This is a genomic window from Helicobacter japonicus (assembly GCF_000762845.2).
GTDB classification, from domain to species: Bacteria; Campylobacterota; Campylobacteria; order Campylobacterales; family Helicobacteraceae; genus Helicobacter_C; species Helicobacter_C japonicus.
The window spans coordinates 120,705-136,787 of record NZ_JRMQ02000003.1 but is presented as its reverse complement, the minus strand read 5'-3'; the positions used below and the strand labels follow the sequence as shown (position 1 = coordinate 136,787).

At 36.1% G+C, this 16,083-nt stretch carries 16 protein-coding genes; 3 read left to right on the top strand and 13 right to left on the bottom strand.

The window, feature by feature from the left end:
* From traF to selA, 6 genes are read right to left on the bottom strand one after another with little or no spacing between them, the layout of a single operon-like run.
* On the bottom strand, positions 1-1,635 hold the full coding sequence (gene traF, locus LS65_RS03860) for a conjugal transfer protein TraF (protein ID WP_084707899.1): 1,635 nt from the start codon (positions 1,633-1,635) through the stop codon (positions 1-3).
* 9 nt (positions 1,636-1,644) lie between these two features.
* Positions 1,645-2,061 carry a universal stress protein gene (locus LS65_RS03855; RefSeq protein WP_034361619.1) on the bottom strand — a complete coding sequence of 139 codons (417 nt, stop codon included), beginning with the start codon at positions 2,059-2,061 and terminating at the stop codon, positions 1,645-1,647.
* A 36-nt stretch (positions 2,062-2,097) separates the two neighbouring features.
* A complete protein-coding gene (locus LS65_RS03850; RefSeq protein WP_034361620.1) occupies positions 2,098-3,318 on the bottom strand; it encodes a molybdopterin molybdotransferase MoeA in 1,221 nt (406 codons plus the stop codon).
* Positions 3,319-3,348: 30 nt separating this feature from the next.
* On the bottom strand, positions 3,349-4,446 hold the full coding sequence (locus tag LS65_RS03845; protein WP_034361622.1) for a cysteine desulfurase: 1,098 nt from the start codon (positions 4,444-4,446) through the stop codon (positions 3,349-3,351).
* Positions 4,446-6,332 carry a selenocysteine-specific translation elongation factor gene (gene selB / locus LS65_RS03840; RefSeq protein ID WP_034361623.1) on the bottom strand — a complete coding sequence of 629 codons (1,887 nt, stop codon included), beginning with the start codon at positions 6,330-6,332 and terminating at the stop codon, positions 4,446-4,448. Before selB ends, LS65_RS03845 begins: the two co-directional genes overlap by 1 nt.
* Before the next feature lie 10 nt (positions 6,333-6,342).
* Positions 6,343-7,740 carry an L-seryl-tRNA(Sec) selenium transferase gene (selA, locus tag LS65_RS03835; RefSeq protein ID WP_034361625.1) on the bottom strand — a complete coding sequence of 466 codons (1,398 nt, stop codon included), beginning with the start codon at positions 7,738-7,740 and terminating at the stop codon, positions 6,343-6,345.
* Positions 7,741-7,823: 83 nt separating this feature from the next.
* Between selA and msrA the strand changes: the two genes are divergently transcribed.
* Entirely contained in the window at positions 7,824-8,321 is a 498-nt protein-coding gene (gene msrA / locus LS65_RS03830) for a peptide-methionine (S)-S-oxide reductase MsrA (RefSeq protein WP_034361627.1), read from the top strand.
* Here the strand turns inward: msrA and LS65_RS03825 are convergent.
* From LS65_RS03825 to LS65_RS03795, 7 genes are read right to left on the bottom strand one after another with little or no spacing between them, the layout of a single operon-like run.
* On the bottom strand, positions 8,318-8,770 hold the full coding sequence (locus LS65_RS03825) for a thioesterase (RefSeq protein WP_034361630.1): 453 nt from the start codon (positions 8,768-8,770) through the stop codon (positions 8,318-8,320). The two genes, msrA and LS65_RS03825, sit on opposite strands and share 4 nt — an antisense overlap.
* 13 nt (positions 8,771-8,783) lie before the next feature.
* Positions 8,784-9,716: a tRNA 5-methoxyuridine(34)/uridine 5-oxyacetic acid(34) synthase CmoB gene (gene cmoB, locus LS65_RS03820; RefSeq protein ID WP_034361631.1), complete on the bottom strand. Its 933-nt coding sequence runs from the start codon at positions 9,714-9,716 to the stop codon at positions 8,784-8,786.
* Positions 9,713-10,750: a hypothetical protein gene (locus LS65_RS03815; protein ID WP_034361632.1), complete on the bottom strand. Its 1,038-nt coding sequence runs from the start codon at positions 10,748-10,750 to the stop codon at positions 9,713-9,715. Before LS65_RS03815 ends, cmoB begins: the two co-directional genes overlap by 4 nt.
* Before the next feature lie 22 nt (positions 10,751-10,772).
* Positions 10,773-12,701: a methionine--tRNA ligase gene (gene metG / locus LS65_RS03810; RefSeq protein WP_034361633.1), complete on the bottom strand. Its 1,929-nt coding sequence runs from the start codon at positions 12,699-12,701 to the stop codon at positions 10,773-10,775.
* 16 nt (positions 12,702-12,717) lie between these two features.
* A complete protein-coding gene (locus LS65_RS09920; RefSeq protein WP_034361634.1) occupies positions 12,718-12,960 on the bottom strand; it encodes a hypothetical protein in 243 nt (80 codons plus the stop codon).
* Positions 12,953-13,792 (bottom strand): class 1 fructose-bisphosphatase, encoded by an 840-nt coding sequence (locus LS65_RS03800; RefSeq protein WP_034361635.1) that lies wholly within the window; start codon positions 13,790-13,792, stop codon positions 12,953-12,955. Before LS65_RS03800 ends, LS65_RS09920 begins: the two co-directional genes overlap by 8 nt.
* 47 nt (positions 13,793-13,839) lie before the next feature.
* Positions 13,840-14,505, bottom strand: coding sequence for a hypothetical protein (locus LS65_RS03795; protein ID WP_052061063.1), 666 nt, complete (start codon positions 14,503-14,505; stop codon positions 13,840-13,842).
* A 162-nt stretch (positions 14,506-14,667) separates the two neighbouring features.
* Here LS65_RS03795 and rpe point away from each other — a divergent pair, with 162 nt between their 5' ends.
* Both rpe and LS65_RS03785 read left to right on the top strand, forming a co-directional pair.
* Positions 14,668-15,306, top strand: a complete 639-nt coding sequence (rpe, locus tag LS65_RS03790) for a ribulose-phosphate 3-epimerase (protein WP_034362083.1) — start codon at positions 14,668-14,670, stop codon at positions 15,304-15,306.
* A 5-nt stretch (positions 15,307-15,311) separates the two neighbouring features.
* Positions 15,312-16,082, top strand: a complete 771-nt coding sequence (locus LS65_RS03785) for a 3'-5' exonuclease (protein ID WP_034361637.1) — start codon at positions 15,312-15,314, stop codon at positions 16,080-16,082.
* Position 16,083 lies beyond the last annotated feature (1 nt).

Sequence of the window (16,083 nt, the reverse complement as noted above, 5' to 3'; positions counted from 1 at the left end):
CTAAAAGCTCAAGCTTCCGCCTACACGGATATTAAGATACTGTGGGATAGGTATATTTTCTACACGAGTAAAATTTGTGCTTGTTTGTAAGGCAATATCCAAAAATCCTAGCACATTTAGACCACCTGTTAAGATAAGCCCTGTATCTTGTCGTAAATCTTTCATTGCACCTACACGCATATCAATGGCTCTAAAGTCAAAGGCGATACCCCCACCAATCATTTGGCTTTGTTGTTTGATATTACTAAAAGCAATAAGGTCATTTGGGGTTAAATCCGCATCAAAGGCAAGGTTAAACCTTCTTGAATTGTAGCCAATACCTACACGATATTGTGGTTTAATCGTGATATTAGAAAAAGTAGATTCAAAAGTTGGTGAGTTAATATTTTTTGCTACAAGCCCAAAAGTAAGGTAGCGAAATTCAGGAAAGTCAATTTCATAAAGCGCACCAATATCAACGCCAAAATTATTTGAAGAGATGGCTCCATCAAGTGAGGCAAAATCAGTGAGTTCTTTTTTGCCTATATTTTTATTGATAAACATTTCATTTTGACTACTTAGAGCATTCATCAATTTGCCTGTTACACCAATATTGAGATTACCATTTTTGAGATAAAAAGTGCGTGCATAGCCTACAGGTAATTCAGTAAGCACAAAGCTTGTAGCGATAAGCTTATGATAATTACCATCTAATGAAGCAATAAGTGAATAGTTGTCATAATCGCTTTTTGTCGAAGTGCTATAGCTAAAGCTATCGCCATTATCTGTGAGTTCATAATAACTTCCATTGCCACCATCAATGATAAGACGCATACGAGAAGCATCAGCTTTGACTGACATACTTGAATATAAAGAAGTAAAAAGTGCTACACCAAGTGAGCCAAGCCTTTCATTCATTGTTTTAGTGGAGACTTGCAAAATCACCCCATTTTGGCTTACCACATTGAGATTATTATCTTGAAAGATATTTTTAACAGCAGTGATATCATTTACAGCTTTATCTAATCCTTTATCACCACCTTTTGCAATGGTAATATTTTGCAAAAGCCCTCCTACACCTCCACCTGTGCTTGAACTAAAGTCAAGATGGTCATAATCAATATTTCCTGCGATACTGCTGAGTATATTTTTTTGATCAGGTGTAAGCGCACTACTTTGTTGCACTTGTTGTAGCACACTTTGTATCAAATCATTATAATTTCCATCAGGGTGCTGTTGGAGGTAAGATGCTAAATCTTGTTTGACATCACCATTAGGACTTTGTAATACAGAGGCAAGTGCATTTTTAACTATATTTGTAACCTCACCTGCACTTGCTCCACTACCAGACGCAAAAGTATTAACAAGTCGTTCTGCAGTATCTGCCATATTTTTAATATCAATTTTGGTAATTTCAGCAAGATTATGTTCTTCTAAACCAACTCCTAAAGAATATCCCATTTTTACACGTGGGTCAGCTGCTAAAAGTGCAGGGTTATAGTATAATCCCCATACAGAATGTTTTAAGGCTACTCCAGCTCCACCCATTGCTGCGGAAGTATTACCCATTGAGCCAAATTCTAGTGCTTCAAGCGATCCATAGAGGCAGCTACTTAGCATTCCTAAAGCAAAAAAATTTTTTCTAATCCCCCGCATAAATATTCCTTATTTTGCCACCAAAACCGGAATAGGAGAGGAATTAATAAAACTATTTTGGTGAGAATTAAAGATTCTATGTAGGAGTGAGGATTCACTCGCACCAATGATAAGTAAATCATAGTTATTAACAATTTCAAGCACTACATCAATAGGATTACCTGTCTTTAGAATCTTTTGACACGCAATTCCCTCTTTATTGAAAGCAGATTCAAATTCATTAAGAATAGCATTTGACTTTTCATTTTCGATATTTTCTATTGTGCCATAATCTACGATACCACTTTCAGCATATACAACAATTTCAGGCGTTACATGCAAGAGAGTGAGTTCAATTTCATCTCTATGCCCAAAGAATTTAATAATAGTCTGAATTGCTCTGCGACATTCTTGTGTATCACTTACTCCAAATAAGAGTTTTGTCATTGCTACTCCTTTATCTTTTAGATAGTCTAAGAGAATCTAATTGATAAAATTCATTATATCACAAAAATCGGCATTATACAAAATAACCTTAACTGCTGTATTTTCTTGTATGGATTCCTTATTTTCAAAGAGAGCAATGGCATTATTTTTCCACATATTTGTGAGTGAGCTTGAGCCGATTTTTCCGCCATTATAGGGGATAAAGTATTCATCTTTGTATTGCCCGAGAACTATAGAAGTTGTTTGAGCTTTAAGTTTTAGAGGCATACTTGTTTTGAGCGTGAGGCTTTGGGGATAAAACGCACCCCCTCCTTGCAAAGATTCTAAAATAGGCAGGATAAGTGTGTGGAGATGAAGGAGCAAGGCTAAGGGATTGCCCGGGAGTAGGATAATGAGTGTCTTGCCAAGTGTGGCAAGAGCGAGGTGGCGTCCGGGCTTGACATTAATGCCATCAAAGAGAAAATTTGCTCCCTGCGATTTTAACACTTCTTTAATCAAATCTGCATCACCCACACTCGCTCCACCACTTGTTATGATAACATCATATTCACTGAATCTTTCAATTGCTTCACAAAGTGCTTGTTTGTTATCTTTTAAGATTCCCTGATAAACACACTCATAGCCTCGTTGCTTAAGCAATGTATAAAGGCTTGTGGCATTTGTATTATAAATTTGATGAGGCTGTGCGTTTTGATGAGGCTCAATGACCTCATCTCCACTTGAAAAGATACCTATTTTGAGCGGCACAAAGCTTTCAACCTCACTTATACCTTGTGAAGCAATGATGCTTAAATCAAGATGATTAAGCCGTTTGCCTTTTTGTAAAAGAAGTGAATTTTTCGCGATTTCCTCGCCTTGAAAACGAATATTTTGCCCTTGTTTTATAGGTGGTTTTGGATTTGGGAAGCTTACTCTGCCATTTGAATCTTGCGCCATTTCAATTTGCACAACCGCTTGAGTATTGTGTGGGAGCATTGAACCTGTCATTACCTTATAAGTGTGTCCGGGTGTTAAGGTTAAATGCTCCGCCTTATCTCCTGCGAGAATCTTGCCAAGATTATTACAAACGCCTTCATAATCTTGCAGTAAAATAGCATAGCCGTCCATTGCAGAATTATCAAATGCAGGAAGCGGACGCGTAGCAATAATATCTTTTGCAAGAATCTTGCCACAAGATTTAAAAAGAGGCAATGTGCAAGTGTGTGTGATATGCGGTAAAGATGTTCCTAAATTAAGGGCTTGTGTGAAATTTATCATTATTTTCCTTTCAAAATGATTTTTAGAATCTTATGAGAATTGTCGCAGTTGCAAATATGCAGAAGCTATACTTTGAGTGATAGATTCTATATTTTCCAGTTTTGTATAGCTTATGCTTAGCAATTCTCGGCATTGTGCTTCTTTATATCCCATAGATTCAAGCACAAACGAGGGTTTGGCATTGCCAAAAAGGCAATCCTGTCCATTAATAGCATAAATTCCCTCTATTTGTAGGCTTTGGATTAAAGGTCGCGCCTTAATATGTTTAAAGCGCAGAGCAAGAGTATTTGGCGCATTAAAGGCAAGAGGGGCAAAAAGTGCAATATCATCTTGTAATTGTTTTTGCAAGGATTCAAAAAAATACTCTTTAGAATCTGCGCTTTGAGGAGAAGCGAGTATATCTTTTAAGGCTTTAAGTGCGGCTTTAAAAAGATGAGGGCGCAAAAGCTGGGTATCGTTATAGGCTTTAAGTGCAGGATTTAAATCTTGTGCAAAACTTAGGATAAAGGCGTTTTTACGCATTAAGCCAATACTTTCACCATTACAAATAAAACATACTTGTGGATTTTTAAGAGAGTGCAAAAAGCTAAGATATTCTTGCGTGAGGGAGCTTACAAAAAGTGAAATATCACAAAAGATGAGTGCATTTGGATAAAGTGATACAATCTCGTCAATGAGGGTTTGTATAGGATTCGTTGTGAGTAAATCTTGATTGATAAGTGGAATAAAAAAGGCGATGTGTCCTGAAGTGCTTTGCAAGGGTTGTATGTGCTCTATAATGGCATCTTGATTTAAAGATAAAAAAGAGAGTGATTTGGGAGAGAGTGCGTGAAATTGTTTGCCTGCATAAAAGCTTTGTTGAGAGAGGCTAGGAGCTAAGGCAATGTGGTAATTATGTATAGATAGGGAACAAAAAAGTGATAAAAACTCACCACAGCTATAATCAAAAGCTAAAGCACGAGTTGCGTTAAAAAAATGTGCTAAAGCAGTAGAATCTGTTTTGAAAGAAGCAAGAAAGGCATTATCAAAAGTATTTGGATTAGCAAATGTATTAGCTAAAAGTGCATTTGCTTCTTCATTTTGTGGAAAATTAGCTAAAAAGTCAAGGTGGATAGGAGCAAAGTGCATTAATATCCCTTTTGATTGTATTTTAAAGTGCGTTTGTTTTCAAGGCATTGTATGTCATCAAATTTATCTAAGTATTCAAGATAGCCGATGAGGTATTTGCGGCTTAAATGTGTGTGTTCTCTTAATAGATTCACATCGACATAGCTATGTGTGTGAATAATCTCACGCATCAGGGTTATCATAGATTTAAGAGCAGATGAGGTAACAAAGAGATTATGTGTAATGCGCACGACTTTGTGGGATTGAGTGAGATTTTTTAAAGCCTCATCACCTACTTTTTTATCAATATCAAGTTGCTCATAAATATTATAAGGTGCAAGTGGTGCAAAATGGGCTTGGGTTAGAATCTCAAGTATGCGTTCTTGGACATAAGTTTTAATATCTTTAATCTGACACCAACGCGAGAGGTATAATCCATTTTTATATATGGCTTGTCCTTCATCTAAAAGCTCATCAAATGCCCTCTGACAAAGCCCAAGGCTTGCCCATTTTAATTTAAGAGTGAGACTTTGAGCAGAGAGAAGAGCAGATTTATTATGTGAGAAAATTTCTAAAATATGAGTTTTAAGATATTCTACTTGCGACAAGGGATAGAGAGTGAGTGATTTTTCATCAATAAAGATTTTCTCTAGCCCCTGGGCGATTTTTAGGCTTTGAGTATGGCTAAGGCAGAATCTTTGAGTAGAACTTACAAGTCCAAAACCTTTTTTATGAATCTGTGTTAAAAGTGTAAAGGCAGTGTGAAAATCTTTCTGTGCAAGGGCTTTAAGTAAGGTAATTTTTGTATGTTTTTTGATAGGGTCGATAATTGGGTTTAAAACCACACCTCCGCACAATGTGCCCTCATCATTCCTAAGAATAAAATGTTGTGAAAATATACTAAATATAGGTTTATCACAAGTAAGTGTAGCGAGGGTAAGTGTCTTTGTGCCAAAGCTATGAGGACAAGATTCTTCTTGCAAAATCTGCACTTTGGCATTGAGTTTTGAGCTACCTAAATAAAATTGATAAATGCTATTGTGCTTAATTTCGCCAAAGATTCCAACATCAATGCTATCAAATCCACGCAAATAGCCTTTTGGTGCGATAAGAAAACCTCTTTCTATGTTGTTATGGCTTACTTGTGAGAGATTGAGTGCGACACGATGAGAGGGTGTAGCGTGTGTAGTGCTTTCATCGTGCATTTGGATACCACGCACAGCGACTTCTTGTTTAATATTATAAAGATAAAGTTTATCTCCAATGGAGCATTTACCACTTAATACACTTCCTGTAACGACACAACCCGCACCTTTAATACTAAAACTTCTGTCAATATAATATAAAAACAAGCCAAAATCTGTTTTTTGAGGCTTTGGCACAGAGTTAAGGAGTGCTTTAAGATAAGCAATTTCTTTTGTGTTTTCTGCTTTTTTGTGTAAAGAAAGTGGAATACATTCTTTTAGACGCATATCACAAGATTTAAATTGTTCTATAAGTGCAGATTCTAAAGTTTTGATTTCATTTTGCGGGTTGCTTAGTGTATCAATTTTTGTGATGACACATATACAAGTGCTAATACCAAGCAAATCCGCAATTTTTATATGCTCAATAGTTTGGGGCATAATACCTTCATTTGCAGCCACAACAAGAAGTAAAATATCAATGCCAAATACCCCTGCTATCATATTTTTTACAAGTTTTTCGTGTCCGGGCACATCAATAAAAGCGACATTGCGTGAGGGCAAACTCAAATGTGAAAAGCTCAAATCAAGCGTAATACCCCTTTGTCGTTCTTCTTTGAGGGTATCGCCATCAAAACCATTGAGTGCTTTAATAAGGGTTGTTTTTCCGTGGTCAATATGTCCAGCTAAGCCAATAATAATATCATTTTGCCCCTCATTCATACTCTATCCTTTAATGAGATGATGGTAAGGTATCATCTTTTTGTGATAGCACTTGTAAAAGGATTTCTACGATGCGCTCCTCATCACCTGCTAAGAGAGTGCGCATATCAAGGAGTATCCTTTCTCCCTGCAAACAAGTAATTAATCCTAAATTTCGCAAGGCAGATTCAAAATCTCGTGTTTGTAAGTATTTTGCTTGAAGTGAAAGTCCAAAAGAATCAAAAGATAAATGTGGGAGACTTCCTCCACCTGCTAATGAGTGCAGAGGTAGCACTTTTATATCAATCTTTTTAGCAATTGGCGATCTCTGTATGCGCTCTGCAAGATTTTGTGCTTTAGATTCTAGCTCTTTAGGGCTAGAGTTGAGCATAGCAAAAGTTGGGATTTTGTGATACTCTTTATGCTGGTATGCTTTGAGTGTTGCTTGCAATGCAAGAATGCTAAATTTATCTACCCTTAAAGCGCGTAAAAGCTGATTATTTTTTAATTGCGCAATAAGCTGTGATTTACCGATGATAATGCCAACTTGTCCCGCTCCTAAAAGCTTATCGCCACTAAAGCTAAGAAGCGAGGGTTTATATTTGCAAATCTCGCGCACACTTGGCTCATCTGCTAGAGGAAGCGCACCTATATGCCCACTTCCTAAATCAAAATAGTCAATAAGTTGGTGTTTTCGTGCAAGATGTATGATTTCTTTGATATGGCATTGCTTTACAAAGCCAATTTGTTTAAAATTACTTTGATGGACTTTCATAATCATCGCACTTTGTTCATTAATTGCATTTTCATAATCCCTAAGATGTGTTTTGTTTGTCGCACCGACTTCGCAGAGGATACTTGAAGCACTTTTCATCACTTCTGGGATTCTAAAACTTCCTCCGATTTCCACAAGCTCTCCACGAGAAATAATCACTTCCTTATGGGCTGCAAAGGTGTTGAGGATTAAAAACACTGCTGCAGCGTTATTATTGACTAAAAGTGCATCTTCGCAACCAAACATTTCACATAGAATCTGTGTGGTATGAGTATATCGCTCACTTCTTTTGCCTTTAGCTAAATCATACTCAAGTGTGTGATAACTCTTCAAAAAAGGCGTGATCTCATCAAGGATTTCTGAAGAAAAGACACTGCGCCCAAGATTTGTATGAATCACCACGCCAGTGGCATTAATCACTCGTGTGAGTGTGGGATTAGTCGCTTTAATAGCCTTTTCTTTAATTGCAGGGATAATTTCATTGAGGGCAGATTCTAATTCTTTAGGTGAAAAAGTATTTGAGGATATATTTTCACGTAGCAACGATAAATGTGATTGAATAATAGGTAGAAGTGTAGATTTTTGAAACATTTTGAGTTCGTTATGAGCAAGTAGAGTATCAACTTTAGGAAGAGATTTGAGTAAATGTTGCACCTGTTTCTCCTTTGTATAAACAGCAAAGACACAATTATATCTTAGAATAACTTTTTTTACACTTATAAGCTTAGAGGTGATATATGGCAGTAATTTATCTTGCAGGTGGGTGTTTTTGGGGCATACAAGGCTATTTTGATAAACTTAAAGGCACACTCTATTCACAAGTAGGCTATGCTAATAGTGCAGTTAGGAATCCAAGCTATGAATTTGTATGTAGTGGCAACAGCAGAGCAGCGGAAGCTTTGGAGCTGTATTATGATGAGAATCTACTTCCTTTGCGTGAGATTGTGGGGAGATTTTTATCTATTATCAACCCTTGTGCATTAAATTTTCAAGGAAATGACATTGGCACACAATATCGCAATGGTGTGTATTTTGTGCGTGAAAGCGATGAGAGTATCATTAGAGAATCTCTTAGACAATGGGAAAAAAAGCATAATGCAAAAGCAGTTACAGAGGTTGAGCAATTACAAAATTTCTATCCTGCAGAATCCTATCATCAAAAGTATTTAGAGAAAAATCCATTAGGATATTGTCATATTGATATAGAATCTGCTCTCAAGTTATGGAATGACTAATTTTCATCTTTAAAACGTAATTTAAAGATTTTTTTATCAAATACGGCAATATGAAAGAGGGAATCAAAAATTTTAATATCAAGCAAATATCCCTCCACCTTTACTTCGCATTTTTTTGTATCACTTTGAATAGCTTCCGCTTTAAAGATGACTTCGTGTCCTAGCTCAATGGGAGCTAAAAATTTTACATCAGCTGCAATAAGCACACTATACTTTTTATTAATCGCTGCCATAGCTGCAAAACTTGCTGAATTAAAAACAAATCCTGCGTGAATCATTTTGCTTTCGTCCATTGTCATACGCTCATTTGGCGTAAATTTCACTACAGCTTTATTGCGATAGAGTTCAAGCAATTCCCCTACTATATTTGGGGACATTTCAGCACATACGATTAACTCATCATTTTCAAGGGGGACATTCGTATTTTCTTCATAGTCATCATCTATCATAACCATATCCTTTTTAGTGTTTTTTAACTTTAAAATATCCTCGCAAAGGAGCTTGATAGCCCTCTATAGTAAGTGTTTGAGTAGGATTCAAAAATGAATCCAAACTTTGGGAATCTACCCATTGGGTATGTCGTTGCTCCTGTGTGGTTGTGGGCTTAAAACCAAGAACTTCAAAAGAAGAAAACTTTGCCCTCTCACACCACCCTTTAAGTGTGCTCACACTTGGGATAAAATAGACATTTGACATTTTAGCATAGCTTTTGGCTGGGCTTAGGCAAATTTCACTCTCACTCTCATAAATAAGTGTGTCTAAAATTAGTTCTCCACCACTATTAAGGGCTTGATAGAGAGTTTTAAGTGTGCTTATAGGATCAAGGCGATGATAAAGCACACCAAGACAAAAAATCATATCAAAAGGACTTTTGTGTGCTTGAGCAAACGTTGCTAAATCCTCAACGCCAAGTAATTCAAAATGCAATGGAGCATTAATAAAGTGATTAATAAAATCATATTGTGCTTTAAAAATACCACTTGGGTCAAAACCTGTAATACTCTCTGGCATAGCTTTTTGATTGTGAAGAAGCATTTCAAACATATAATAGCCATTGTTACAACCTACATCGGCTATCTTTTTACCACTTAAATTGCAATGAGGTTTAAGAATCTGCCATTTGATAAAACTTTGCCATTCACTATCAATATGTGTATCAAATAAAAAAAATGGTCCCTTGCGCCAAGGTTTAAGTTTGTGAGCAAGTTCATTGATTTCATATTGATGTTTGGCATACAGATGTGTATCAAGGGCTCGGATATGAATGCCATTATCACTATAAAATTCGGCAGGAATAGTAGGCAAGGTGGTAATTTGTGCTAAAAGTGGCGCAATATTTTTTGCTTGAGTGATATGCTGCGCTTTTTTTGTTGCATAATCAAAAAAATCACTCAAACTTGCTCCTCACTGAGAAAACTTGAAAATAAATCTGGCTCTAGGATTTGTTTATAATTTGTGTTGAGTGCGTGTGTAAGGGTATCATCGTCGATTCCTAAAATGAGGGCAAAATTAAAATCCTCACGATGAATATAATTGCATAACTCTTCTTGTGTGTCGTAGCCAAAAGTTTGGGTAATTTGACTGAAAATATCGACATATACACAAGGCACAAGAAAGAGAATCTTCCCCCAAGTTGCATTATTAGCAATATATGCCATATAACGTTTAAATTGTTCTATGTCTTTTTCGGCAATAGCAACTTTAGAGGCTTGCCCATATTCTATGATTTTGCCAAAAGTATTAAGAAAATTAGGCTTAAAAAATGGAATCTGCTTAAACTGACTAAGAGAATACGTGATATTTTCTTGCTCACAGAGATGAAGTATTGTGCTTAGCTCATTAAAAAATAATTTAGGGAGACTAATGCGATAGTGTGTATCTTTATGTAAAATCGTGCTGTCAAAAAGTGTGTGTGAGAGCACTAAAAAAGGTCGTTCTTTTGGGGTATTAGCTTGAATAGTATTAAATCCAAGCTCTGTGATGTGAGGATTATGTGTAAAAATAAATGCAATAGATTCATTATTGAGAAGCTCAATAAGTATATGAAGATTATCATTAAAAAAAAGCACCCTTTCATCATTGATGATATTTTGTGCAATAGATTCTTCAATAGGAGATAATGAAGGAGCAAATGCAATATTTTTTGCCAAAAGTTTATAGCGAATAAGGCGTATAAGGCAATCTTGCATATTTTCTACCATAATATAGGCTATTTCATCATCATTAATTTTTATTTTTTCTTCGCAAATAATGCCATACGCTCCAGCTTGAATGGCTTGTGTGATATGCGATAAATCTGCTTGATATGCGATAAATAAATCACCTTTTTGAATCTGCTCTACATCACAGATTATGCGCGAAAACATTGTAATAGATGGCGTATTAAGAAGTGTGCCTCTAGTGATTTCTACAACCTCATTAACCCTCACTTGCTCCCCTCAAAAGAAGATTCTAGCTAATCTTGCTTCCATTGGTTTGTGTTTTATCCACACCAAGAAGAGATAAGCCATTTTCATCTTTACTAGCAAGTATCATTCCCTCACTTATTTGTCCCATAAGTTTGGCAGGTTTGAGATTTACAATAAGGCATACTTGCTTGTTAATGAGAGATTGCGGACTATAATATTGTGCAATCCCCGATAGAATCTGACGTGGCTTGTCTTCACCAATATCTACCATTAGTTTTAAGAGCTTTTCACTTTTTTCTACTGCAACACATTCTATTATTGTTCCTACGCGTATATCGATTTTGCTAAAATCTTTAATATCAATAATGCCAACTTGAGATGTGTTTTTAGAATCTATTATTTTAGATTTATTTATTGAAGAATCTTGAGGGAGAGGAGATTCTATTCTGGGGAATAGAGGAGAGATTTTATTCAGTTTGAAAATAGTAAGAAGTTGTTTTTGCTGGATGAGATCTTTATAGGTTTGCGCATTTATTTTGAAGTTAAGTGCGTGAGCAATTTTATTTGCACTTTGGGGTAGAATCGGATAAAGTAAAAGGCTACTTTGGGCTAAAATATTAGCGATTAAGCCAAGTAATGCCATTGCTTTTTCTGTTTGTTGGGATTTCATAAGATTCCAAGGCTCGTATTTGGTAACGACACTATTGCCTAACCCAAAAGCCTTCCACAACTCTTCAATATAACGATGAGGCTGCATAGCAAACATTTTTTCTTGTGCTCTGGTAATAATATTTCTTAACTCATTGAGTTCAGGGGTAAAAAAATTTTCTACTTGTCTTGAATCTACTTCAAGTGCAAAATATTTTTCGCTCATACCAATGAGGCGATTTAGGAGGTTACCTACATCATTGCTTAATTCAGCGTTAATGCGTTCAATAAAGATTTTTTGACTAAAGTCTCCATCTTGACCAAAAGACATTTCGCGTAAAAGAAAATAACGCAAAGATTCTACACCATAGGCACTAGCTACTTCTTTTGGATTAATCACATTGCCAATACTTTTACTCATTTTTGCACCATCTCTTGTCCACCAGCCGTGTGTATAGATATGCTTAGGCAAAGGAAGCTCAAGGCTCATCAAAAATGCTAACCAATACACTGCGTGAAAGCGCAAAATATCTTTACCAACAAAATGTATAGCATTTTCCCAATAAGGCATTTTTGCATTATCTGAAAGATAGCCTAGAGGGCTTAAGTAGCTCAAAAGGGCATCAAGCCACACATACATTACGTGCTTTTTGTCATCTTTGCGCGCAGGATTATGCGGGAGTGGCACACCCCATTCAAAACTCGTGCGTGTGATTGAGAGGTCGTTTAACCCTTCCTTTATAAATTTTATAATATCGTTTTGATAAAAGCTGGGCAGTATCATTGAGGGATTGTTGGCAAAATGTGCTAAAAGTCTCTCTTGATATTTGCTCAAAGCAAAAAAGTAGCTTTCTTCTTGCACGACTTGTGTAGCTTTACCGCAATCAGGGCAAGATTGGTTAGAACCAAGCTGTGTTTGAGTAAAAAAACTTTCACACGAAATACAATAATGCCCTTCATAGCTCCCTTTATAAATATCTCCTTTTGCATACATTATTTCAAAAGCTTTTTGCACACTTATACAATGTGCATTATCTGTGGTGCGCACAAAAATATCATAATCTATGTTAAATTCATTCCATAATTCTTTAAATCTTATACTAATTTTATCAGCATAAGATTGAGGGTCTAGGTTATGTTTTTGCGCGGATTGTTCAATTTTTTGTCCGTGCTCATCTGTGCCTGTTGTAAAAAGCACATCTTGTCCTTGAAGTTGATAGAATTTTTTAAGCATATCGCATAAAAAAGTTGTATAAGAATGCCCAATATGCGGCACATCATTGACATAATAAATAGGTGAAGTAATATAGGTTTTTGTTTGCATAAAACTCCTTTAGAATCTAATTAAAATCAAAATCGCCGTGTTGTCCCTTTGACATACTTTCATAGACAGCCTTGACATATTCATTGCGTAGCTTACAGCCAATCAAAGATTCGCATAAAGAGCAAGTTGTAAGGGATTTATTGCGTTGGCATTGTTGTAAAAGGTTTATTTTCTCTTGCAAAACTTCTTCAAAATTGCCATTTTGTCCTAATTCTGTGGTTTGTGCATTAAATGCTTGTGTATTTTCTGTTTCATTCATAGATTTTTCTCACAAGTTCCATTTCTTCTTTGCTTCCAAAAAAACAGGGGCAACTCTCGTGTATATGTTCTACTCCAAGCTCTAAAAGTCTTTGTGTGCCATTGGTTGCAAATCCTCCTGCTTTTTCATATATAAATGCAAGTGGGAATACTTCAAAGAGTTTGCGAAGTTTGCCATTAGGTGCATCACTTGTAGCAGGATAGCTAAAAAGTCCGCCACCTTTAATGAGAATCTGATGGAGGTCTGGCACCATACCACCAGAATAACGCAAACGATAACCTTGCGCAAACAAAGATTCTATCATCGTTTTGTGTTTATTTTCCCAATGTTTCTGTGTGCCACCGGGTGCGTTAATTTTTCCTTTTGTATTGAGTTGCAATGCACCTAAATTGCGCCATTGCATACCATCATAACGATAATGTAATACTTGCTCTTGAGCAATTACCATTTCAAGTCGTGGTCCATAAATAATATATCCACTTGCAATAAGATGTTTTGCGCTTAATTCTTCATTATATATGCCAAAAATACTTCCTATGCTTAGATTGCTATCAATAAGTGAAGAACCATCAAGCGGGTCATAAGCAACAATGTATGGCGCATCTGTATAATGTGAGGGACAAATTTTTTCTTGCTCTTCACTACAAATTGCCTTTACACAGGGCAATTCAAGTAAAGAATCTTGAAAAATTTTATCCGCTTCTACATCGACTTCAAGCTGCATATCTCCGCTTGCATTCGTGCTTTGTAAATAACCACCACTTTGTTGCTTAAGAAGCGTGTCTATACGCAACGCAGATTCTCTTAGTGTGTCAATAATTATGTTTATCATTTTATACTCCAAAATACGCTTTAGCTTAGGATTATAGCATTTTAGTATTAAACTCGTATGATTTTTGTAAGTTCGCTTTCAAAATGTGTTGATTCAATCATTTGAGTAATTTTTGCGTGATGAATAGGCTTGTGCAGAGGGATATTATTATCGCTTACATTAATAGTATTCCACGCGTGTCCGATGAGTGCAATGATGTTTGGGCGACATAAATGTGTGTATTTTTGGGTGATATAGACATTTTCCCAGAATCTAATATGTTGAGGTCGTATCTTTGGCTGATGATAACCAACAGGGTCAAGTGTAAGAAGATAATGTAAGGATACATTATGTGCGTGCATATTACATAGGGCTTTGTAAAAATTGCTTGCACCCCAAGAATGTGCAATGACAAAAATAGGTAATTGATAAGTAGCTAAAAGTGGTAACCACGCACTAAAAAGAGCTTGAGATTTAAAACTTGCATAGATTTTAAAGCACGATTTCTCATTAAATTCTATAAAATTTTTATACACTGCACACATAATCGTATCACAGAATCCACCTACAAAAATTACAATGGCTTTAGGGTTGTGCGGAGATTCTATGTTTTGAGCGGGAATCTTAAAACCATAGGGGATAAAAGGTGTAGGAGGTTGTAACAATGTATGTGGATAAATGAGGGTAGGTGTGGATAGTCCAAGCAAAGGTGCAAAAAAGTGAGATATAGGCATAGGATTCCTTTTAAAGATTAAAGGGATATTATAGCCTTATAGAGATAAAATTAAAGTTTGTGTGGTTGGTTGTGATACAATGGGATATCAAGATTCTATAAAGGACAAGAAATAATAACAAAAGGAATATTTATGGCACAAGATATACAAAAAGCAAAAGAAATACTTGTAGCCCCAAGTGTGCTTTCAGCTGATTTTACAAGGCTTGGCGAAGAAGTAGAGAATATTTGTGTGGCTGGGTGTGATTATGTGCATATTGATGTAATGGACGGGCATTTTGTGCCAAATCTCACAATGGGTCCTTGTGTGGTAGAAAGTATAGCCAAGGTTGCTTCAAAGCCCCTTGATATTCATCTTATGGTAAAAAATGTGCCATTTTTTGTGGATTTGTTTTTGCCCTTAAAACCTGCATTTATAAGTGTGCATCTTGAGGAAGTGCAACATTTACATCGCCTTATTTGGTATATTAAAAATAATGGTGTCAAGGCAGGAGTAGTGCTTAACCCACATACAAGCGAGAAGCTTTTAGAATATATTTTACCCGATGTTGATTTGGTGTTGCTTATGAGTGTGAATCCGGGTTTTGGCGGACAGAGTTTTATTCCTTCAAGTGTTGAAAAATTGCGCAATCTTAAGGCAATGCGTGATAGATTAAATCCTCAATGTTTGCTTGAGATTGATGGGGGCGTGAGTGATAAGAATATTTCTGTATTAAAAGAAGCAGGAATTGATATGGTTGTAGCTGGGAGTTTTGTTTTTGGTTCAGCTGATTATACCAAAGCCATTGCTGCGCTTAGATAGAATTTATGACTTATCCTCAACTTTTTGAAAAACTTCGTCAAAAGCCTATGAATAAGGCACAATTTTATACTTATGTAAAGAATATAGGGGGGCTTTATACAGACATAGAATCTGAACTTGAGATTCTTAAAGGTGCAGGCGCACCTTTATACAGAGAGGAGAGAAATGATGAAGTGTTGTTTAGCCTTATGACAGATAAGATTGCGTGGCAAGAGGGAGATTTAGTTTTTGTGGATATCGAGACAAATGGCTCAAAGCCCCAAAGTAGCGATATTATAGAAATTGGTGCGCTTAAAGTGCGTAGAGGCAAGATTATAGAAACTTTTGAGAGTTACATATACGCACCATTTGTGCCAGAAAATATCACAGAATTAACAGGCATTACTTTCGAAGATATTGCTCAAGCTCCTTGTAGGGGCGAAGTATTGAAAGACTTTAGGGAATTTTTAGGTAATGGTGTATTTGTAGCGCATAATGTTAATTTTGATTATACATTTTTGGATTACCATTTGCGTCAATGTGGGCTTTTTGGCTTACTTAATCCTAAGATTTGCACGATTGAACTCGCAAAAAAAACAATTCCTTCTAAGCGATATGCGCTCTCTTATTTAAATGAACTTTTAGGCATATATACACCTGTATCCCATCGTGCGTATGCCGATGCACTAACAAGCTTTAGAATCTTTGAGATTGCGAGTGCAACATTTCCACCATTTATGCAAAGTATGCAAGATTTAATTGATTTTTCAAGAGGGCGATTAAAGTATAACTACTAAA